Raw genomic sequence first — 21,106 nt, 5'->3', positions numbered from 1 at the left:
CCGCCGTCACCGGCGTTTTCAACTACTGACGCTCTTATCTAAGGAGAAATCACATGACCGCCAAGGCGACGACCTCCGCGACGTTCGAGCAGGACGTCCTGCAGGCCGACGGACCCGTTCTCGTGGACTTCTGGGCCGAGTGGTGTGGACCGTGTCGCATGGTCGCCCCCGTCCTCGACGAGATCCAGAACGAGAACTCGGGCAAGATCACCATCCTCAAGCTCAACGTCGACGAGAACCCCGATCTGGCGATGAAGTACCAGATCACCTCGATCCCCGCGATGAAGGTCTTCCAGGGCGGTGAGGTCAAGACGACCATCATCGGCGCGAAGCCCAAGTATGCGCTCGAGCAGGACCTCGCTCCGTTCATCGGCTGAGTCCTCTCCGTCCTCGAAAGCCCCGGCACCGTCGTGCCGGGGCTTTCGCCGTTCCCGGGGCGCCGGCTCTCTCCCAGGAGGGCCAGGATGCCGCGTCCGTCCGCCGACACCGCGTCGAGGCGTGTGTGGTGAGGCCGGTTCCGCCGCACGGCCGAGCGGGAGGTGTCCGGCGGGCTGGACCTCGGCACCCCCTCGGCGCTGCGCCTCCCGGGGACGCGACAGGCGGCGCGGGGGAGGTGCGGGGAGCGGAAGGCGGGCGCTTCGGCCCTGCGGCGTGTCGGGCGCCGGGGAGCTGCGGCTCACTCGCGGGTCGGGCACTGCGGCTGACTCGTCGGCCAGGCGCGCGAGACAGCTCTCGAGCGACGGATCGATCGCGAGGCGCTGAGGCTCTGCGAGGGACCGAGCTCCCGCGGCAGCGGCCGCACGACGACGTTCGCGCGTCGTGGGGTGCGACAGAGGGCACGGCAGCCTCCACCGCCCCAGACGCCGTGTGGGGCGCTCAGGACGCGTCGAGACGGACGCTCGCGTCCCAGCGGCGGTGCGGCTCGTCTTCGCCCAGAATGCGCCACACAGCGCGCGTGAGGGCCGGGTAGTCGAGGGCGATCTGCCGGAGGACGCGGTAGTTGCGCGCCTTCGTCGGTCGGACGCCCCCGTTCTCCGTGATGTTCTCGGCACGAAGAGTGAGGACGACGAGCTCGTCGACGCTGGGGAGGTCTTCCATGAAGTCCCACGGATCTTCACCGCCGCGGAGTCGCTCGTGGATCAGCACGGCCAGCTCATCGGAGGCCTCGGCGCGCAGAAGCTCGAGGCTGGCGCGACGGCGCGGGTGGTCTTCGTTCGCAGTCACCGTTCCAGCGTACGTCGCACCACCGACACCGGGCGCCCTCGGGCGTTCGCTCCCCGCGTGACGACGAGGAGACCGTCGACCTCAGCCCGTGTAACCGTCCTCACCGAGCGCGGCGAGGATGCGATTCAAGTCTTGGATGCTCGCAAAATCGATGCTGATCTGGCCTTTTTTGGCGTTCAGTGAAACCCGGACCTTGGTGTCGAGACGATCGCCCAGACGCTCCGCGACGTCATCGAGACCGGACCGACGAGAGCCCGCGGTGGGCTTCTGCCGAACGGGGGCGACACCCGGCATCTTCGCTGCCGCTTCGGCCGCGCGAACGGAGAGGTCCTCGTTCACGATCTTGTCGGCGAGCTTCTGCATCTCTTTCGCGTCGTCGAGCGAGAGGATTGCGCGGGCGTGACCGGCACTCAGCACGCCGGCCGCAACACGCTGCTGCACGGGGACCGGCAGCTTGAGTAGCCGGATGGTGTTGCTGATCTGAGGCCGCGAACGACCGATTCGCGTCGCGAGCTCTTCCTGGGTGATTCCGAAGTCCTCGAGCAGCTGCTGGTACGCGGATGCCTCTTCGAGAGGGTTCAGCTGCGAACGGTGCAGGTTCTCGAGCAGGGCGTCCCGCAGAAGGTACTCGTCCTCCGTCTCCCGGACGACGGCGGGGATGGTCTCGAGGCCGGCCTCACGCGATGCGCGCGTGCGGCGCTCGCCCATGATCAGCTCGTACGTTCCGTCGCCCTTGTCGCGCACCACGACCGGCTGCAGCACCCCGAACTCACGCACGGAATGGATGAGCTCCGCGAGGTCGTCCGGATCGAAGTGCGTGCGCGGCTGGCGAGGGTTCGGAACGATCGACTTCGGATCGATGTGCACGAGGCGCGCGCCGGGAACGCGGACGAGGGAATCGTCGGTGGTGTCGGCGGCGACGGGGGAGTCGTCCTTCGGAGCGGCGTTCCCCTCGGGGAAGAACACGTCGACGGGGCGAGCCTCCGAGGGCTCCGCCGTGGGGATGAGGGCGCCGATGCCGCGGCCCAGTCCGGTCCTCTTGGCCATCAGGAACCCTTCTTCGTGGTGTCTCGCGAGACGATCTCGACCGCGGCTTCGCGGTAGGCGATGGCGCCCGCTGACTGGCCATCGTACGCGATGACGGTCTGTCCGAAGCTCGGTGCTTCGGAGACGCGGACCGAGCGGGGGATGACGGTGTCGAGCACCTCGCTCGTGAAGTGAGATCGGACTTCCTCCGCGACCTGCTGAGCGAGGCGGGTACGACCGTCGTACATCGTGAGCAGGATGGTGGACACGTGCAGCGTGGGATTCAGATGCTTCTGGATCATCTGCACGCTCCCCAACAGTTGGCTCAGGCCTTCCAGCGCGTAGTACTCGCACTGGATGGGGATCATGACCTCGTCGGCGGCCGTGAACGCATTGATGGTGAGAAGCCCCAGCGACGGCGGGCAGTCGATGATGACGAAGTCGAGGTGGTTGTCCTCGATCGCGAGATAGTCGCGAAGGGCGCCGCGCAGACGGTGCTCGCGAGCGACCTGGGAGACGAGTTCGATCTCCGCGCCCGCCAGGTGGATCGTGCTCGGGGCGCACAGCAGGTTCGGGGACTCCGGGCTCGTCTGCACGATGTCAGCCAGCGGGAACTCATCGATGAGCACGTCGTAAATGCTGGGGGTTTCCGCGTTGTGGGCGACTCCCAGCGCCGTCGAGGCATTGCCCTGGGGATCGAGGTCGATCACGAGCACGCGCGCACCGACGGACACGAGGGCGGCAGCGATGTTAACAGCCGTCGTCGTCTTTCCGACGCCGCCCTTCTGATTCGAGACCGTGAAGATGCGGGTGCGGCCCGACAGTTCGACGGACGCGGCCTCCAGTGCTCGACGCCGAGCGGAAAGATCAGCGATCTCGCGGGCGATGGGGGAGTCGTCAAGAGAGAACGACGTGGACGCCTCATCGGACTGTTTCACGTGAAACACACCTCTCCGTCGCGAACTTGCTCAGTCTACCCGCGCCCCCCGACATCCACGTCGTCCGCGACAGATGCCACCCGTCTCACATCCGCCCTCATTCGCTGAAGCACGCGTCTGGTCACCCATAGAGCGATCGACACCACGCTCCCACGAGTACCTCCGACCTTCGCCGACGCTGTGCGCGTGACGGGGAACGTTGAACTGAGGACCTCCGTGGTACATCCCCGCGTCCAACCCACACAGACGGGACGGGTGGAATGACGCAGCATCAGGCCCGTTCGGCACGGATGGCGCCATCCACCCCGTCCTGCGACGTCGTCGGAGAAGGACTCCGCGTGCGGGCATGCTCGACGCGCGGGGTCCCCCGCGCGCCCGCAATTGTCACCATCGCCGAGCCAAGTGCATCGGCCGCCGGCAGCCTCTCACCCCCCGCAGGGACGAGTGTCACGCGAGTGATGTTTCACGTGAAACAGATTCCGCGAGCATGCAGAGAAGCAAGTGGTTTCCTGCACCCCTCGGGGACGCTTCAGAACGTTTGTCCCCGTCGGAAGCGCCCGTTTGTTCGGACGCCACCGGTCGCATATTGACGAGTGGACGCGGACAGGATGCCGGCCGGCATCGGTTGCGAGACGCGCTTCAGCGCCCGCTACCGTGCGCTCGTTGATGCGGCACCACTTCGTGCTTCGTTCCATGGGGATCGACCAATCCCCGCCAGGCACTCATCGTGAAGTCGGGGAGAAGCTTCTCACGCGGATGTGGACGTTTGTACCCCTCCCAGAGGGCGACTCCGGAGGCGATGTAATCCAAGATCGGCTGATCTACTGCTTCTGCACGACGCGAGCGGGGGCTCAGGCAAGTGCTTGGGAAGCTCCTGCGGCGGCTCGTTACAGACCTGAATCCCATAGAGCTGGCAAGAGCCGATGATTCCCGGCGACATCGCTGAACGGCAATTCAGGCACCGACTCAGAATCGCAGAATCGCGAGATCCGATGATCCCGTGCCTGTCTTCGCGAGCCCTCGGCCAGCCGAGCCGCAAGGGTGGCTCCGCCGACGCTGAGAGGACGCGTCGATGAGAGAGTGCGGCGCACCAGGGTGCTTACCGCGCGCGGTGGCACCGCGGGTCCCCGCCGCAGTCCACCCACGACGTCCTGCCTTCTCACGGTCGCAGCCACCACTCTTGCCCTGGTCGACTGTGACCTGAGGATGTCGTGAGACGTGCGGCGCGCCTCACGATCGAAGGACGTGAGGCGTCCCACGGAAGCAGCGGTGAGGCGAGCGAGCGCCCACCGTCGGAGGCGCGGACGGTCGCCCTCGTCGCGCAAGCGGTTATCGCCCACACGTGTTCGTAACAGGCCGCGACACCCACCGGCAGGCGAGAGGGCGGACGGGACCGTTCCCCTGCACTCTCGACCCCCATCCCTCACCGCAATCGATCCCGGCGCGCGTCGCTCACCCAGATGCACCGTCCGGAAACTCCGATACGACGCCTCGAGTCACGAACGTGCCTATCCCTCCGGCGCCAGCGCCTAGGTTGCCGCAGCACCCTTAGAGCAAGTGCGCTTCGTCGGCATCTGATGCGCCCAAAACCCCCAGGTTCGCCCGTGCTTCTCACCGCCGCATCCAACTGCCACTTCGAACCCGCCCGGGCCCCGCACTCACTCACTCAGACGTCCCACCCGAGGCGACGGCAGTACCGACTCAAGCATTCGGGGCGAATCGCGCGTGTAGGCAGGCGGGTTCACACGCCCATCCCCTTCGGCGACCTCAACAGTCGGTCTTAGCCCGGCAATCGCAACGGCGCATCCTTTCCAGCTCGCCAAGCCAGCAGACTTCTCCGTCATGCGGCGGCCGCGGGGGAGAACGAAGGCGTCGGAATTGCTCAGCATTGGGAACACGCCGTTCACGCAAAACTGCGGCCGCTCTGGGTCTTGCGACGGACGTCCTCAACGGCGGGCCAAGGCAAGGGCGCGCGCCAACCGCAGACTCATCAGCCGGAATGCGCGCCCGAATGAGTACGTGACCAATTCCGCCCGCAGTTCTGCACACGAGCGCCGCCTAGACGATGTTTCACGTGAAACGCGACGTGGACAGGACCGGCCCAGACGGGACGTCGGCTTTGTGACGGGAAGCGGGGCTGCCCGTGGGTGCGCCATTTACTCGTCCTCGCGTCATTGACTTGAGATCAACCGGACGACCAGCCGCTGGGCGAAATGGAGACGCACGCACGACGACGGCCCATGGCCGCCGGGGATCAACGACCGGCGCACCACGGACTCTCACAGGCTCGCGTGTGCTGCAGGACATGCGGAACGGTGCGGGTCCATCCACCTCGTGAAGACGAGCTCTGCCGCAGATGATTCAGCCGGTCGCGATGTTTCACGTGAAACAGGCGCACAGCGCCACTCTCCGTCGGGGAGAGGCTCATGACGACGATCCCGATCGACCGTCCCCAGGTGATGGTCGGGAAAGCGACGACCGCGCCGATCTGATGAAGGCCGCCGGCTACCCGCCTGATCAATCGAGCTGACGACGCCGAGCTCGAGAGTCGAAAAGAGCTCGAGGATCAGCTTCGGCGATGTCCCAGGCACTCAACGCGCGCCCCAGAACGAGCTGCACCCTATGGTCAACGATGTTGTCACCTCCGCGGGGCGGAGCGACACGGCAGCTCGGAACGAGGCAACCGCAGGGGAGTGAGTGATGGACTCGGGACAGACGGTTGCGTCACGGCAGAATCGACAGCTGCGGCGCGACCTACAGAAGCACGGCACGCATGCACCTCAGCGGTCGACCACCGGGGGAGAGCGGCGAATCTGGGTGGAGGCTCTCGCGTCCAAGGACCACCCATCGCTGCAGGGGCAGACCAGCCCTCGACGCCCTCGCCAGCGAGTCTGCAAATCTTGAACCCGGGGCCGTCACCACGATCACGAGTCACCCTCATAGCCACGGACACCGCGACGACCGCCGTGAGCCGTCCGCCACCGGCGATGACGCGCGGGAGCCCCTGCGCGTCATCGCGATCCTGCGCCCGTCTGTGTGTGTGCGGCCCACACGGAGGTGACCCCGAGCGAGCTTCCCAACCCGGAACTACTTCCGCCGGTCATCGCCGTGGACAGCAGCCGGGGGACCAGAGGGAGCCCGCAGATTCGACGGGGGAGTATCCCGCGCTACGCCACCCCGCGCCCTCGACAACCCCACCGCGCAAGGCGATGCGATGTTGGCGCTCCGACCGAGCACGCGCATTCATCAGGGCAACGACCACGTCCCGAAGTGAGTTCGATTTCCAGGCGATGGCGTGCGGGGACACACGGATCCTTGCCCACGCGCACCACGTCGCACGCACGGCTCGACACAGAGGACCTTGCAGATGAATGTGCGCCAAATTGACGCAAGCCCATGAGGCGGACAGTGTCCTCTCACCGCTGCAAAGCCACATCACGGACATGGCGGCATGCGAAGTGAGAGGGGGGCAGTGGGCAGCGGGCCCGCCGCTCAGCGTAGGAGATCCCCCACCCGGACGAGGACCCTTCGCGTTCGCTCGTCAGCCGTCACAACCGCACCACGCAGGCAGCAACGCACGTCACCACCCTGTCGCACTCCGAAGCGTCAGCGGCCGCGTGGGGCATGTCGGTTTCACGTGAAACACCGTCGGCGCCTCACGACGGATACGCGGTCGCCTCCCCTCCACCATGCTCAGGCGGCAGTAAGCTCTCGCTGCGCCGCCACGAGAAGGCGAACCTCCATTGATAACCCAACAGCCTCACGCTCCTGCACACGCCCCCGGAAACAACAGCCGGATGGGACTCCACGGCGCGCAGAAGCAGCTCACCCCGATAGAAGACCGCGAGGTCGAGAAACCCAGTGCTCCGGGTGCTCATCACCCCGGACTCCATCACTTACCCGTCGCGGACACCACGGGCAACGCGGCGCCCAACTCAGCGGGCTCAGCGCACAGTTCACCTGCCTGACCCAAACGCCTGCCGCGCAGCGCACGCGTCGAGAGACCCATAGCGCGCAAGGAACCACGACCGACGGGGCACGACGTGAACCCCGAGCCGCGAACGGAGATTCGCGACGCACGCATGGAGCCGCAGCCCGACGAGTGCCGGCACGCGACCCACAACCGCCAACCCGAAGCCCAAGAATCGCACCCGCAGTTCTCTCGTGAAGAGCAGTGAGGTAGCCGCGACGGCTGACTACACATCTCCATGCCATCCCGTGGCGCGAGAGGCGCACGCACTCAGCGCGGGTGCTCCGCTTCAGCGATCCAGCCCCCGACCGACCACCGCGACGTCGAGCGCTTCACACCAGACGAAGAGGCGAGGGCCACGTCCCTACGCAGGCCCGGAGCACAAAGTACGCGACCCAACAGGAACCTGAATCGCTGTAGCCCCCGGCGGCCTCCGCACCCCACGCAAGGACGGGAACCCTCGCACACTCTGCGCCCGCGAGAACGAGTAACGCAGGTGAGCAATGCCGCGGCATCCCACCCCTATGCCTGCGGGGGCCGCACGTCGCACCGATAAACGGAACTAAATACCAGATCAGACGGCTTTTACACCTACGTCAGCGTGAAACGGTCGCGGAGAACACCCTCGTCGGCTCGTTGAGCACGCCCTCGCCGACGATCTCGACCCTCACGTCCTCAAGGCCGAACTTCCGGATCTGCTTCGCCGCAGCGTCGACCTCTGCCGCGACGTTCGCTCCCTTGAGGAAGACCAGCTTCCCCCGGGGTCGGACGAGGGGAGCGGTGAACGGGAGCAGGGTGCGCAGCGCGCTCACCGCGCGGGCCGTCGCCACGTCGAAGACCCGTCCGCCCGTCCACTCCTCGCCGCGCATGCGCGCGACAGTCACGTTCAACAGCTCCAGCTCGGCCACCTGCTCCGTGAGCCACGCCGTCCGTCGCTCCATGGGCTCGATGAGCGTCCACTCCACATCGGGCCGTGCGATCGCCAGCACCAGACCCGGAAGGCCCGCACCGGAGCCCACGTCGACGGACCGTCCGTGGAAATACGGCGCCGCGATCGCGCTGTTCAGGATGTGACGCGTCCACAGGCGCGGTACTTCGAGCGGGCCGATGAGGCCCCTCTCCTCACCGTGTCGCGCGAGGTTCTCGGTGAACCGACGCGCTCGATCGATGTTGTTGCCGAAGAGCGACGCCGCGACGGCCGGCTCGGTCTCGAGCTGCTCCGACATCTCGATACTCAGCCGCGACGCAGCACGGTGTGACGATCGGCACCCTCACCGAACGACTCGGAGGAGTACCCGCGGTCGGCCGCGATGTCGTGCACGAGCTTTCGCTCGTAGCTCGACATGGCGGGCAGCGACGCCTGCGAGGCGCCTTCGTCGAGACGGGCGATCGCACGGTCGACGAGGGTCTCCAGCTGACGCTGGCGGGCATCCCGCGAGCCGCCGATGTCGAGGATCAGGCGTGAGAAGCGCCCCGTCGCGTTCTGCACGGCCAGCCGCGTGAGCTCCTGCAGCGCCTGCACGGTGTCGGGGTGCGACAGGCTGCCGAGAGCCTCGGCGTCCTCCGCCTCGACCGAGACGTACGCGCGTCCCGCGCGCACATCGAGCGCCAGATCGCCGTCGATGTCGGCGATGTCGAGGAGACCCTCGAGGTAGTCGGCCGCGATGTCGCCCTCCTGCTCGAGCTGCTCCTCGGTGGCGGCGGTCTGGTCGGGGGCGATCTGATCGGACGTCGTCATCGTGATCTCCGGGTCTCAGGAGGCGGGGGAGGAGCCGGGGCTACCCGCGGGACCGCCCGCGGCTCCGGTGTTCTTGGCGGACTGCTGCTTCTTGGCGCGCTGCTTGCCGACGGGCTGCTGACGCTTCGGGGCCGCGGCGCGCGCACGCTCCGCCTCCTCAAGAAGACGCTGCTGCTCGGCCTGGTACTTCTCGATCGCCACGACCTTGCCCGACGAGTCGATGGCCTTGCCCTTGCGTGCAAGTCGCTCCTCGCGCGCCTTCGCCGCGTCCGAGCCGGGGGTGGGCATCTCGCGGATGACCACGAACTGCTGGACCATCGTCCACAGGTTGCTGACGAACCAGTAGATGACGACACCGAGCGGGAAGAAGACACCCGAGAAGATGAACGCCAGCGGCAGGATGTAGAGCATGATCTTCTGCATCTGGTACGCCTGACCGGTCTTGGCCTCGGGCGACAGGTTCTTCGAGATGATCTGCAGCTGGGTGAAGAACTGCGACCCGATCATCAGTACGACCAGGGTCAGGAGGATCGCGACGGTGACCTGCCCATCGGGCTGGCTCCACGCGGTGACCAGGTTCACGTGCATGGATGCCACGTCGAAGAGGCGCGCGTCGTAGAACTCGGTCGTGAGTTCGGGGGTCAGCAGCCCCACTCCGCCGACGCCGCTCGCCGCGTGCTTCGACACGTCGTTGAGCACGCTGAACAGCGCGAAGAAGATCGGCATCTGCACGAGCAGAGGCAGGCAGCTGGAAACCGGCGTGGTGCCGTGCTTCTTGTACAGCGCCATCGTCTCGCGGCTCATCGCCTCGCGGGAGAGCTGGTCGCGCTTGCCCCTGTACTTCTCCTGCACCTTGCGGAGCTCGGGGGCGATCTCCATCATCTTGCGCTGGCTCTTGATCTGCTTCACGAAGAGCGGGATCAGAGCCGCGCGGACGATCAGAACGAGGCCGATGATGGACAGCACCCACGTGAGGCCGGCGGCCGGAGCCATGCCGAGGGCCGTGAACAGCGCGTGCCAGCCCACGAGCACGAGCTCGACCGCCCATTTCAGCGGCCAGAGGATGGTCCCAATGAGATCGAATTGCACGATCAGTCCTTTCGGGCGGGCACGACGAATCCGTGCCGAGTGAGTTCGTGGCGGAAGGCCCGGTGAGGACGGACGTCGTCGATGCCACCCTGAGCCCAGGGATGACACCGTGCGAGACGGGCCGCGGTCAACGCGATGCCCTTCACGAGTCCGTGCTGCTGCACGGCGCCCACCGAATAGGCGGAGCAGGACGGGTAGTACTTGCACACGTCGCCGTAGACGTGCGAGATCGTCGCGCGATAGCCATGCAGGAGCGCGAGCCCCGCGTTCCGCGGGAGCAGGGGCACGGATGCGAGGACGGCGTCCGCCCGGAGTCGGCCGGCGCCCGTCGACGAGGTCGGGAGTGTCGAAGCGCTCATGCTGACGCTTTTCGTTCGAGGCACCTCACCACGTCGGCGCGAAGGGTCGCGTAGTCGATCGTGGCGGCGGAGGGAAGTGCACGGATGACGATCGAGGCGCCCCCGCGGATGGACGGGAGCGCCTCGGCGCACACCGCCTTGAGGCGGCGGCGGATGGTGTTGCGGGTGACAGCGGAGCCGACCTGTCGGCTCACGATGAAGCCGAATCGCGGGGCGTCGGTACTGACCTCGGCCGACGAACCGACATAGGTGATCGTGTGCGCTCCGGCACAACGAGAACCCCGTCGGACTGTGGCTTTGTAGTCCGATCCGCGGGTGAGTCGGTTCGGCTTCGCGAGCACCGGGTCTGTCAGGCCGAGAGCTCGGTACGGCCCTTGGCGCGACGCGCCGAGAGGATGCTGCGGCCGGCACGCGTGCGCATGCGGGCGCGGAAGCCGTGCTTCTTGGCGCGGCGGCGGTTGTTGGGCTGGAAGGTGCGCTTGCTCATGGGTCACTCCGGAGGTGGTGTCGCCCGATGCTCTTCTGCCGGGGACGGGGTCGGGACTGCCGTATAGGCATAAGTCAACCGACTAAGGCTACGTCGCGCGCGGCGTTAACTCAAACCGGGGAGGCGACCGCCCATTATCCCCAGGCGTTGTCCACAAGCGTGGCAAAGACACGCGGCCGGGTCTTACAGTGGATTTTGCTCCGCGAGAGCCGCGAACTAGCGTGGCCCCGGAAGTTATCCACAGGTTCGGCGCGACACGTCGATCGCCCGTCGCGTCTAGATCCCGGAGGGGATATGTCTTTGCACGAAGTACCGGATGTCCCCGTCTGGTCGGCCGTGCTGGACCATCTTCTCACCGACGACCGCGTCACCCCCCAGCTGCACGGCTTCCTGAACCTCGCGGTTCCGCAGGGCGTGATGGGAGGGACGCTGTATCTCGACGTCCCCAACGATCTGACCGCCGCGCAGTTCAACAAGCGCATGCGGGCGCCGATCATGGAGGCCCTCGCGCAGGTGCAGGGTGAGGATCCGGCCGTCGGGACCTTCCGGGTCGTGGTCAACCCCGATCTGGTCGAAACGCCGCGGCCGGCCGCGTCGCCCGCATCGGCGGCATCCGACCGCGCTGCGGGACGAGACCGCTCGCCGGCCGCCTCGAGCACGCCGGCGGTGGAGCAGGCCCCCGATCCCATCGTCCCCGCCTCGCGAAACGACACCCGACTCAATCCGAAGTACACCTTCGACAACTTCGTCATCGGGCAGTCCAACCGCTTCGCCCACGCGGCCGCGGTCGCCGTCGCCGAAGCGCCGGCCAAGGCGTACAACCCCCTCTTCATCTACGGGGATTCCGGCCTCGGCAAGACGCACCTCCTGCATGCGATCGGCGACTACGCCGCGAGCATGTACGCCGGCATCCGCGTCCGGTACGTCTCCAGCGAAGAGTTCACGAACGACTTCATCAACTCGATCGCCAACAACCGCGGCTCGGCGTTCCAAGCGCGATATCGCGACGTCGACATCCTGCTGATCGACGACATCCAGTTCCTCCAGGGTCGAGCCGAGACGCAGGAAGCCTTCTTCCACACGTTCAACACCCTGCACGACCACGACAAGCAGGTCGTGATCACCAGCGACCTGCCGCCGAAGCAGCTGACCGGCTTCGAAGACCGCATGCGCAGCCGGTTCGAGTGGGGTCTCATCACCGACGTGCAGGCCCCCGACCTCGAGACGCGTATCGCGATCCTGCGCAAGAAGGCGCAGAGCGAGCGACTGCTCATCCCCGACGACGTGCTCGAGTACATCGCGACCGTCGTCTCGTCGAACATCCGCGAACTCGAGGGCGCCCTCATCCGCGTCTCGGCGTTCGCGAGCCTGAACCGGTCGACCCTCGACATGTCGCTCGCGCAGACGGTGCTGCGCGACATCATCGATCAAGACGACGCGAACGTCATCTCGCCGACCGACATCATCACGGCGACCGCCCAGTACTTCAAGCTCTCGGTCGACGACCTCTACGGCTCGAGTCGCTCGCAGGCCGTCGCGACGGCGCGTCAGATCGCGATGTACCTGTGCCGTGAGCGGACGAGTCTGTCGTTGCCGAAGATCGGCCAGCTCTTCGGCAACCGCGACCACACCACCGTGATGTACGCCTACAAGAAGATCAGCGACCTCATGAAGGAACGCCGTTCGATCTTCAACCAGGTCTCGGAGATCACCAGCCAACTCGGCCGCATGCGCTGAGCGCCCGTCTCCCCGAAGGGTCCGTCCGAGGTTCTCGGACGGACCCTTCGGTCGTTTTCGGCCCCCGACGGAGCTCCTGCCTGCGCTCGACACGATTTTTCAGCGAGTTCTGCACAGTGTGGAAAACCTGTGGATAACTCGGATTTGCTGCGGATGAGCTGTGCACGAACGCGTTAACTCTGTGGATGGCGGTGCGAGGCCACCCTCGGCCATCGCTGTTAACTGCCCAGGCTTCCCGCAGCGCGTCCACAGTTAACAACCTCCGCGATCCCTTGTGTTAACACGCGTGTCGGGAGTTATCCACACTGTCCACAGCGGTTAACAAGATGAAGATCATTTCTCGTTGTTAAGAGAGATTCGATGACCTTGCCGTGCGGACCGAACGACGCAGGCTCCGCCGGAACGGGGCACTAGCATGGGTAAGCCATACCCGCCGTCAAGGGAGCGCCCGTGAAGTTCCACGTCAATCGCGATGTGTTCAGCGAAGCCGTCTCGTTCGTGGTCAAGCTCCTGCCTCAGCGCAACCCGCAGCCGATCCTCGCCGGTGTGCTGATCGAGGCCGGAGAGCAGGGACTCACCCTCGCCGCCTTCGACTACGAGGCGTCCGCCCGGACGACCATCGAGGCCACGGTCGACGAACCGGGCACGATCCTCGTCCATGGCCGTCTGCTCAGCGACATCGCCAGCCGGCTTCCCAACGCCCCCATCCAGATCGCCGTCGACGACGACGGCGGCATCCTGCTGACGTGCGGCTCCGCGCGATTCACGCTCGCCTCCATGCCCGTCCAGGAATACCCCGCGATCCCCGAGGTCACCGGGGAGTCCGGCCTGGTCCCCGCCGACGAGTTCGCCACGGCGATCGCCCAGGTCGCCTTCGCCGCGTCGCGCGACGACGTCACCCCCGTCCTCACCGGCGTGCAGCTCGAGGTCACCGGAACGCAGCTGAGCCTCGTCGCCACCGACCGCTACCGCGTCGCCCTGCGCGAGATCCCCTGGGACGGCGGGGCCGCGGCATCCGACGAACCGACCTCCGCGCTCGTCCCCGCCCGCACGCTGCAGGAGGTCGGCAAGACCTTCGCGCACGGCGGCGACATCTCGATCGCGTTCTCGGGCTCGGGAGACCGCGAGATCATCGCGTTCTCGTCGGGCAACAAGACGGTGACCTCGCTGCTCATCAAGGGGAACTTTCCGCCCGTGCGCCGACTGTTCCCCGCCCAGACCGAGCACCACAGCGTCGTGAACACCGCCGAGCTCGCCGAGGCCGTCCGACGCGTCGCCCTCGTGCTGGACCGGTCCGCCCCCCTGCGTTTCACCTTCGGGGCCGACGGCGTCTCGATGGACGCCTCGGGTACGGAGCAGGCCCGCGCGACCGAGTCCGTCGACGCGACGCTCGTCGGCGACGAGGTGACGCTGGGACTGAACCCCCAGTACCTCCTCGAGTCGCTCGGCGCGGTCCGCAGCGAGTTCGCGCGCATCACGTTCACCTCGAGCGACAACGCCAACAAGCTCAGCCCGGTCCTCGTGACCCCGCAGACCTCGGTCGACAAGGGCGGCGAAGGGTCGTTCAAGTACCTGCTGCAGCCCAACCTGCTGCTGCGCTGATCGTCGGGCACCCTTCGCCTCGGCCGTGTCGGAGGCGACGGGTAGTCTGACTCGGTGATCGTGGAGCAGCTCGGACTGAAGGACTTCCGCAATTACGCGGGCGCCGACGTCGCGCTCTCCCCGGGAGCCAATCTCTTCGTCGGGCGCAACGGCCAGGGCAAGACGAACCTCGTCGAAGCCGTCGCGTACCTCGCCACCCTCGGTTCGCACCGCGTCTCGAGCGACGCACCGATGGTGCGCGACGGAACGGATGCCGCGATCGTGCGCGCACGCCTCGCCCACGGTGAGCGCAGCGTGCTGCTCGAACTGCAGCTCAACCGGCAGGGTGCGAACAAGGCCCGCGTGAACGGCGTGAACGTCCGCACGTCCGAACTCCCGCGGTACGCGCAGGTCGTGCTGTTCGCGCCCGAAGACCTGCAGATCGTCCGCGGCGATCCGTCGGCCCGCCGCCGTTTCGCCGACCAGCTGATCGTTCAGCGGACGCCGCGCATGGCGGCGGTCCTCGGCGACTACGAACGCGTGGTGCGCCAGCGCACCGCGCTGTTGAAGTCCGCGCGCGCTCGAGGCGTGCGCGGCGACGCCCTGAGCACGCTCGACGTGTGGGATGAGAAGCTCGTGACCCTCGGCACCGAGGTGATCGAGGCGCGCATGGCATTGGCATCCGATCTGTCGGAGCCGATGGCGCAGGCGTACGCGGCGATCGCCGGGGCCGACCACGCCCCGCGGCTGTCGTGGGCGCTCTCCGTCGGCGGCGGCGATCCCGAGGAGGGAGAGTCCTCGGGCCTGTCCGGATCGTCCGCTCCCCTGGGGGACCAGTTCCGCGCCGCTCTCGCCTCGCGCCGCAACGCCGAGCTCGAGCGCGGGCTGACGCTCGTCGGTCCGCACCGCGACGACCTCGTGCTCGAAGTGCGCGGGCTTCCGGTGAAGGGCTACGCCTCGCACGGGGAGTCCTGGTCGGTCGCGCTCGGCCTGCGGCTCGCCTCGGCCGAACTGCTGCGGGCGGAATCGCGCCTGGGCGACCCGGTCCTCATCCTCGACGACGTCTTCGCCGAGCTCGACGCGGGCCGCCGGCAGCGTCTGGCCGAGCTCGCGTCGGGCTACGAGCAGGTCATCGTGACGTCCGCGGTCGAAGAGGACGTTCCCGAGGGGCTCCGCGCGCACGTGGTGCGGGTCGACGCGGGTCGCATCGCGGAGGCGCGCGATGAGTGACGAGGGCGAACTCCCCGAGACCATGGCCACGTACCTGCGCTTGCGCGGGCTCGAGCCCTCGCCCTACCGCAAGAAGAAGCGTCGACGTCGGGTCGACGATGGCGACAACGCGCCCTTCGCACCGGGGCGCGATCCCCGCGGCCTGGGCGACGTGCTGTCATCGCTGACCCGGTCGGCCGGGTGGGAACCCCAGCTCTCGCGGGAAGACCTGGTGCGCACGTGGGACGAGGTGGCAGGAGCCGACACCGCCGCACACACGCGCCCGGTGGCTCTGGATGCCGGCACGTTGACCGTCCAGGCCGACTCGACCGCGTGGGCCAAGCAGCTCCAGTTGATGCGCGCCCACATCCTGTCGGAGATCATCCGCCGCTTCCCCGAGGCGGGAGTCGAGGCCATCCGCTTCGTCGGGCCTGACGTCCCCTCGTGGAAATGGGGGCCCAGAGCCGTTCCAGGCCGCGGTCCGCGCGATACCTACGGTTAGGCCATGGTCGGTCCCGGATCGACACGATTTCTCCCCGCGTAGGGGCGTACACGCCATTTCGCGGGCACCCGCGCGGTAAGATGGAGCTTCCGACGAATCGATCTGGAGCGCGCTCACTCATGACGTCCGATAACCCCGACAGCGTTTCCGAGGAACCCGAAGCGACCACCCCCGCGAAGGTTCCCAACGAGTACGGGGCAGACGCCATCCAGGTGCTCGAGGGTCTCGAGGCCGTCCGCAAGCGCCCCGGTATGTACATCGGTTCGACCGGCGAGCGCGGGCTCCACCACCTCGTGCAAGAGATCGTCGACAACTCCGTCGACGAGGCCCTCGCCGGCTACTGCGACACGATCGACGTCACGATCCTCCAGGACGGCGCCGTCCGCGTGGTCGACAACGGTCGCGGCATCCCGGTCGACATGCACCGCACCGAGGGCAAGTCCACGGTCGAGGTCGTCCTCACCGTCCTGCACGCGGGCGGCAAGTTCGGCGGCGGCGGCTACGCGGTCTCGGGTGGTCTGCATGGCGTCGGTTCCTCGGTCGTGAACGCGCTCTCCACGCGCCTCGAGGTCGAGGTGCGTCGCCAGGGTCACGTGTGGCGCCAGTCGTTCCGCGACGGCGGGTCTCCGCTGGCCCCGCTTGAGAAGGGCGAGGAGAGCGACCAGACCGGAACGTCGATCACGTTCTGGCCGGATGCCACGATCTTCGACACCATCGACTTCGACTACGACACGCTGCGCACGCGCTTCCAGCAGATGGCGTTCCTGAACAAGGGACTTCGCATCAGCCTGCGCGACGAGCGCCCGCAGTCCCTCGTCACCGAGGGCGAGCCGGGCGAAGAGGTCACCCAGGCACGCCACGACTCGTTCCTCTACGAGCGCGGCCTCGTCGACTACGTCGAGCACCTCAACCGCGTGCGCAAGGCCGACGTCGTCAACGACGAGATCATCGAGGTCGAGTCCGAGGACACCGAGCGCAAGATCGCCCTCGAGCTCGCGATGCAGTGGACGACCGCGTACACCGAGAACGTCTTCACCTACGCGAACACCATCAACACGCACGAGGGCGGCACGCACGAAGAGGGCTTCCGCGCCGCGCTGACCACGCTGGTCAACCGGTACGCCCGCGCCAACAACCTCCTCAAAGAGAAGGACGACAACCTCACCGGCGACGACATCCGCGAGGGCCTCACCGCCGTCATCTCGGTGAAGCTGTCCGAACCGCAGTTCGAGGGCCAGACCAAGACGAAGCTCGGCAACACCGAGGCGCGCGCCTTCGTGCAGAAGGTCGTCGGCGACAAGCTGGGCGACTGGTTCGACCGCAACCCCGGCCAGGCGAAGAACATCATCCGCAAGGCGATCGACGCGGCCACAGCGCGTCTGGCCGCGCGCAAGGCGCGTGAGACCGCTCGCCGCAAGAGCGTGTTCGAGTCCGCCGCGATGCCCGACAAGCTCAAGGACTGCACCTCGAAAGACCCGTCGATCAGCGAGATCTTCCTCGTCGAGGGTGACTCCGCCGGCGGTTCGGCCGTGCAGGGCCGCGACCCGCACACGCAGGCGATCCTCGCGCTGCGCGGCAAGATCCTCAACGTCGAGCGCGCGCGCCTCGATCGCGCCCTGGGCAACAAAGAAGTCCAGGCGATGATCCAGGCCTTCGGCACGGGCATCGGCGAAGACTTCGACATGGCGAAGGCGCGGTACCACAAGATCGTGCTCATGGCCGATGCCGACGTCGACGGCCAGCACATCACCACCCTGCTGCTGACCCTGCTGTTCCGTTACATGCGCGGTCTCATCGAAGCGGGCTTCGTCTATCTCGCGCAGCCGCCGCTGTACCGCCTGAAGTGGTCGAACCACCCCCACGAGTACGCCTACAGCGACCGCGAGCGCGACGCGATGCTCGTGGACGGGCAGGCCTCGGGTCGCCGGATCCCCAAAGACAACGGCATCCAGCGCTATAAGGGTCTCGGCGAGATGAACGACCACGAGCTCTGGGAGACCACGATGGACCCCCAGACCCGCACGCTGAAGCAGGTGACGATCGACGACGCGGCCGCGGCCGACGAGATCTTCTCCGTCCTCATGGGCGAAGACGTGGAGTCGCGCCGCAGCTTCATCCAGCGCAACGCCAAAGACGTCCGCTTCCTCGACATCTGATCTCGCCGACGCGAGACACGGCACCGACAGACGACGAACGCACTACGGAACTGAGAAGACATGGCTGACGACACCACGCCCGAGCCCGACGACGTCCGGGGCGAACCGGTGCACGACCACGGCAAGATCGACCAGGTCGACCTGCAGCTCGAGATGCAGCGGAGCTACCTCGACTACGCGATGAGCGTGATCGTCGGTCGCGCGCTGCCCGACGTGCGCGACGGTCTCAAGCCGGTGCACCGCCGCGTGATCTACGGCATGTACGACGGCGGCTTCCGCCCCGACAAGTCGTTCTCGAAGTGCGCGCGCGTTGTCGGCGAGGTGATGGGCCATTACCACCCGCACGGTGACGCCCCCATCTACGACGCCCTCGTGCGCCTCGTGCAGCCGTGGTCGCTGCGATACCCCCTCGCTCTCGGCCAGGGAAACTTCGGCTCGCCCGGAAACCAGGGGGCGGCCGCCCCGCGCTACACCGAGACGAAGATGGCTCCTCTCGCGCTCGAGATGGTGCGAGACATCGAAGAAGAGACCGTCGACTTCCAGGACAACTACGACGGTCAGACGCAGGAGCCGACGGTCCTGCCGGCGCGCTTCCCGAACCTGCTCGTGAACGGTTCCGTCGGCATCGCCGTCGGTATGGCGACGAACATCCCCCCGCACAACCTCCGCGAGGTCTCGGCCGGCGCGCTGTGGGCCCTCGAGAACCCGGATGCCACGCGCGAGGAGCTGCTCGAGGCGCTCATGCAGCGCATCCCGGGGCCCGACTTCCCGACCCGCGCGCAGATCCTCGGCACGCGCGGCATCAAGGACGCCTACCGCACCGGTCGCGGCTCCATCACGATGCGCGCCGTGGTCAACATCGAGGAGATCCAGGGCCGCACCTGTCTTGTGATCACCGAGCTGCCGTACCAGGTGAACCCCGACAACGTCGCGGTCAAGATCGGCGACCTCGCGCGCGAGGGCAAGATCACCGGTATCGCCGACATCCGCGACGAGACCTCGGGTCGTACGGGCCAGCGCCTCGTCATCGTGCTGAAGCGCGACGCCGTCGCCAAGGTCGTGCTGAACAACCTGTACAAGCACACCCAGCTTCAGGAGAATTTCGGCGCCAACATGCTGGCGATCGTCGACGGGGTGCCGCGCACGCTGTCGCTCGACGGGTTCATCAGCCTGTGGATCGACCACCAGGTCGAGGTCATCGTCCGCCGCACGCGCTACCGCCTGCGCAAGGCGGAGGAGCGCATGCACATTCTGCGCGGCTACCTCAAGGCGCTCGACGCGCTCGACGAGGTCATCGCGCTCATCCGTCGTTCTCCGACGGCCCAGGATGCCAACGAGGGCCTGCAGAAGCTCCTCGACATCGACGAGGTCCAGGCGCAGGCGATCCTCGACATGCAGCTGCGCCGTCTCGCGGCACTCGAACGGCAGAAGATCGTTGACGAGGCCACCGAGCTCGAGGCGCGCATCGCCGACTACAACGACATCCTCGCCACGCCGGCCCGCCAGCGCACGATCATCCGCGACGAGCTCACCGCGATCGTCGATCGCTTCGGCGACGACCGTCGCACCGAGATCCTGCACGGATTCGACGGCGACGTGTCGATCGAAGACCTCATCGCCGAAGAGGAGATGGTGGTCACCGTCACGCGCGACGGTTACATCAAGCGCACCCGCAGCGACAACTACCGCTCGCAGCACCGCGGTGGCAAGGGTGTGAAGGGCGCGCAGCTGCGCGCCGACGACGTCGTCGAGCACTTCTTCGTCACGACGACCCACCACTGGCTGCTGTTCTTCACGAACAAGGGCCGCGTGTACCGCTCGAAGGCCTACGAGGTCCCCGAGGCCGGTCGGGATGCCAAGGGCCAGCACGTCGCGAACCTCCTCGCGCTGCAGCCCGACGAGGAGATCGCCCAGATCCTCGACATCCGCGATTACCAGGTGGCGACGTACCTCGTGCTCGCCACGCGCGGCGGTTTGGTGAAGAAGACCCGCCTCGACGAGTACGACACCAACCGCCAGGGCGGTGTCATCGCGATCAAGCTCCGTGATCATGGCTCCGAGGAGAACGGCGACGCCGATCAGGGCGGTGCCGACGAACTCGTGAGCGCACTGCTCGTCGACGAGGGCGACGACATCCTTCTGATCAGCCGACTGGGGATGTCGCTCCGGTTCTCCGCGACCGACAGCGCTCTGCGCCCGATGGGGCGTTCGACCTCGGGCGTGAAGGGCATGGACTTCCGCGAGGGCGACAGCCTTCTGTCGGCATCCGTCGCCAAGGACGACGAATTCGTCTTCGTCGTCACCGAGGGCGGATACGCCAAGCGCACCGCCGTGACTGAATACCGCATGCAGAACCGCGGCGGTCTGGGCATCAAGGTGGCCCGTCTGACCGACGATCGCGGGGTTCTCGCGGGCGGCATGATGGTGTCCGAGACCGACGAGGTCCTTGTGGTTCTTGCCAGTGGCAAGGTGGTACGCTCCTCCGTGGCCGAGGTGCCTGCCAAGGGTCGCGACACGATGGGTGTCGTTTTCGCCCGTGCAGGAGGCGACGACAAGATCATCGCGATCGCGCGAAATGCCGAGCGCAACCTGGCCGAGACGACGGAGACGACCACGGAGCCCGCCGCGGATGACGCGAACGAGGCCACCGCCTCCACTCCCGAGACCCCCGAGGAAAGTACTGACGCATGAGCACGGTAGCCGACAAACTCGCCAAGAAGTCGACTCATAAGACCCCTGCCAAGCAGGTGCGTCTCCGCCTGGTCTACATCGACTTCTGGTCGGCGGTGAAGCTGTCGTTCCTGGTGGCCGTCGCTCTGGCCATCGTGACGGTCGTGTCGTACTTCCTCATCTACCTGGTGGTCTCGGCGACGCTGCTCACCAAGCTCGACGAGTTCTTCACGAGCTTCACCGACGGCGGTGCGACGCTGTCGCAGTACATCGGTCTGCCGCAGGTCATGGCGTTCGCCGCGATCGTGGCCATCCTGAACCTCGTCGTCGTGACGGTCCTCGGTGCAGTGATGGCCGGGATCTACAACCTCGCGGTGAAGGTGACCGGCGGTCTGCTCGTCGGTTTCACCTCGAACTGAC

17 protein-coding genes are annotated in these 21,106 nt (G+C 66.9%); 8 read left to right on the top strand and 9 right to left on the bottom strand.

Features of this window, described 5'->3' with window-relative positions; translation table 11 throughout:
- Positions 1 to 53 precede the first annotated feature (53 nt).
- Positions 54 to 377 carry a thioredoxin gene (gene trxA, locus FB047_RS06635; protein WP_108319841.1) on the top strand — a complete coding sequence of 108 codons (324 nt, stop codon included), beginning with the start codon at positions 54 to 56 and terminating at the stop codon, positions 375 to 377.
- Between the two features lie 499 nt (positions 378 to 876).
- Here trxA and FB047_RS06630 read toward each other — a convergent pair whose 3' ends face one another.
- From FB047_RS06630 to rpmH, 9 genes are all read right to left on the bottom strand, one after another.
- Positions 877 to 1,224 (bottom strand): tryptophan synthase subunit alpha, encoded by a 348-nt coding sequence (locus FB047_RS06630; protein ID WP_136586384.1) that lies wholly within the window; start codon positions 1,222 to 1,224, stop codon positions 877 to 879.
- An 81-nt stretch (positions 1,225 to 1,305) separates the two neighbouring features.
- Complete coding sequence (locus FB047_RS06625) at positions 1,306 to 2,271, bottom strand: ParB/RepB/Spo0J family partition protein (RefSeq protein ID WP_136586383.1); 966 nt, start codon at positions 2,269 to 2,271, stop codon at positions 1,306 to 1,308.
- On the bottom strand, positions 2,271 to 3,197 hold the full coding sequence (locus FB047_RS06620; protein WP_420812644.1) for a ParA family protein: 927 nt from the start codon (positions 3,195 to 3,197) through the stop codon (positions 2,271 to 2,273). The genes FB047_RS06625 and FB047_RS06620 overlap by 1 nt, the downstream gene beginning before the upstream one ends.
- Positions 3,198 to 7,754: 4,557 nt before the next feature.
- Entirely contained in the window at positions 7,755 to 8,384 is a 630-nt protein-coding gene (gene rsmG / locus FB047_RS06615) for a 16S rRNA (guanine(527)-N(7))-methyltransferase RsmG (RefSeq protein ID WP_136586381.1), read from the bottom strand.
- A gap of 8 nt (positions 8,385 to 8,392) precedes the next feature.
- Positions 8,393 to 8,896 carry a Jag family protein gene (locus FB047_RS06610; protein WP_136586380.1) on the bottom strand — a complete coding sequence of 168 codons (504 nt, stop codon included), beginning with the start codon at positions 8,894 to 8,896 and terminating at the stop codon, positions 8,393 to 8,395.
- Positions 8,897 to 8,911: 15 nt separating this feature from the next.
- Positions 8,912 to 9,985, bottom strand: coding sequence for a membrane protein insertase YidC (yidC, locus tag FB047_RS06605; RefSeq protein ID WP_205822704.1), 1,074 nt, complete (start codon positions 9,983 to 9,985; stop codon positions 8,912 to 8,914).
- Between the two features lie 2 nt (positions 9,986 to 9,987).
- Positions 9,988 to 10,344 carry a membrane protein insertion efficiency factor YidD gene (yidD, locus tag FB047_RS06600; RefSeq protein ID WP_136586379.1) on the bottom strand — a complete coding sequence of 119 codons (357 nt, stop codon included), beginning with the start codon at positions 10,342 to 10,344 and terminating at the stop codon, positions 9,988 to 9,990.
- Positions 10,341 to 10,685 (bottom strand): ribonuclease P protein component, encoded by a 345-nt coding sequence (rnpA, locus tag FB047_RS06595; protein ID WP_136586378.1) that lies wholly within the window; start codon positions 10,683 to 10,685, stop codon positions 10,341 to 10,343. Before rnpA ends, yidD begins: the two co-directional genes overlap by 4 nt.
- Before the next feature lie 8 nt (positions 10,686 to 10,693).
- On the bottom strand, positions 10,694 to 10,831 hold the full coding sequence (gene rpmH, locus FB047_RS06590; protein ID WP_005054680.1) for a 50S ribosomal protein L34: 138 nt from the start codon (positions 10,829 to 10,831) through the stop codon (positions 10,694 to 10,696).
- A 27-nt stretch (positions 10,832 to 10,858) separates the two neighbouring features.
- Between rpmH and dnaA the strand changes: the two genes are divergently transcribed.
- The 7 genes from dnaA to FB047_RS06555 all read left to right on the top strand — a co-directional run bounded on the left by dnaA (position 10,859) and on the right by FB047_RS06555 (position 21,105).
- Positions 10,859 to 12,568, top strand: coding sequence for a chromosomal replication initiator protein DnaA (gene dnaA, locus FB047_RS06585; protein WP_420812645.1), 1,710 nt, complete (start codon positions 10,859 to 10,861; stop codon positions 12,566 to 12,568).
- Positions 12,569 to 13,018: 450 nt separating this feature from the next.
- Positions 13,019 to 14,170, top strand: a complete 1,152-nt coding sequence (dnaN, locus tag FB047_RS06580; RefSeq protein WP_136586376.1) for a DNA polymerase III subunit beta — start codon at positions 13,019 to 13,021, stop codon at positions 14,168 to 14,170.
- Between the two features lie 54 nt (positions 14,171 to 14,224).
- On the top strand, positions 14,225 to 15,379 hold the full coding sequence (gene recF / locus FB047_RS06575; protein ID WP_136586375.1) for a DNA replication/repair protein RecF: 1,155 nt from the start codon (positions 14,225 to 14,227) through the stop codon (positions 15,377 to 15,379).
- A complete protein-coding gene (locus tag FB047_RS06570) occupies positions 15,372 to 15,860 on the top strand; it encodes a DciA family protein (protein ID WP_136586374.1) in 489 nt (162 codons plus the stop codon). Before recF ends, FB047_RS06570 begins: the two co-directional genes overlap by 8 nt.
- A gap of 119 nt (positions 15,861 to 15,979) precedes the next feature.
- Positions 15,980 to 18,016, top strand: a complete 2,037-nt coding sequence (gyrB, locus tag FB047_RS06565) for a DNA topoisomerase (ATP-hydrolyzing) subunit B (RefSeq protein WP_136586373.1) — start codon at positions 15,980 to 15,982, stop codon at positions 18,014 to 18,016.
- Between the two features lie 60 nt (positions 18,017 to 18,076).
- Positions 18,077 to 20,707 (top strand): DNA gyrase subunit A, encoded by a 2,631-nt coding sequence (gyrA, locus tag FB047_RS06560; RefSeq protein ID WP_136586372.1) that lies wholly within the window; start codon positions 18,077 to 18,079, stop codon positions 20,705 to 20,707.
- Entirely contained in the window at positions 20,704 to 21,105 is a 402-nt protein-coding gene (locus FB047_RS06555; protein ID WP_136586371.1) for a DUF3566 domain-containing protein, read from the top strand. The genes gyrA and FB047_RS06555 overlap by 4 nt, the downstream gene beginning before the upstream one ends.
- Position 21,106: the final 1 nt, after the last annotated feature.

The sequence above is a fragment of the Microbacterium hydrothermale genome (assembly GCF_004854025.1).
In the GTDB taxonomy this organism is placed as follows: Bacteria; Actinomycetota; Actinomycetes; order Actinomycetales; family Microbacteriaceae; genus Microbacterium; species Microbacterium hydrothermale.
Note: the sequence above shows the minus strand (reverse complement) of the source record. Positions and strands in the feature narration are given on the sequence as shown.

Bases quoted from the DNA above. Each gene is read 5' to 3' on its own strand.
- trxA (WP_108319841.1), top strand. From the start codon at position 54: ATGACCGCCAAGGCGACGACCTCCGCGACGTTCGAGCAGGACGTCCTG.
- FB047_RS06625 (WP_136586383.1), bottom strand. From the start codon at position 2,271: ATGGCCAAGAGGACCGGACTGGGCCGCGGCATCGGCGCCCTCATCCCC.
- rsmG (WP_136586381.1), bottom strand. From the start codon at position 8,384: ATGTCGGAGCAGCTCGAGACCGAGCCGGCCGTCGCGGCGTCGCTCTTC.
- FB047_RS06610 (WP_136586380.1), bottom strand. From the start codon at position 8,896: ATGACGACGTCCGATCAGATCGCCCCCGACCAGACCGCCGCCACCGAG.
- yidD (WP_136586379.1), bottom strand. From the start codon at position 10,344: ATGAGCGCTTCGACACTCCCGACCTCGTCGACGGGCGCCGGCCGACTC.
- rpmH (WP_005054680.1), bottom strand. From the start codon at position 10,831: ATGAGCAAGCGCACCTTCCAGCCCAACAACCGCCGCCGCGCCAAGAAG.
- dnaA (WP_420812645.1), top strand. From the start codon at position 10,859: ATGCTCTTCTGCCGGGGACGGGGTCGGGACTGCCGTATAGGCATAAGT.
- FB047_RS06570 (WP_136586374.1), top strand. From the start codon at position 15,372: ATGAGTGACGAGGGCGAACTCCCCGAGACCATGGCCACGTACCTGCGC.
- gyrB (WP_136586373.1), top strand. From the start codon at position 15,980: ATGACGTCCGATAACCCCGACAGCGTTTCCGAGGAACCCGAAGCGACC.
- gyrA (WP_136586372.1), top strand. From the start codon at position 18,077: ATGGCTGACGACACCACGCCCGAGCCCGACGACGTCCGGGGCGAACCG.
- FB047_RS06555 (WP_136586371.1), top strand. From the start codon at position 20,704: ATGAGCACGGTAGCCGACAAACTCGCCAAGAAGTCGACTCATAAGACC.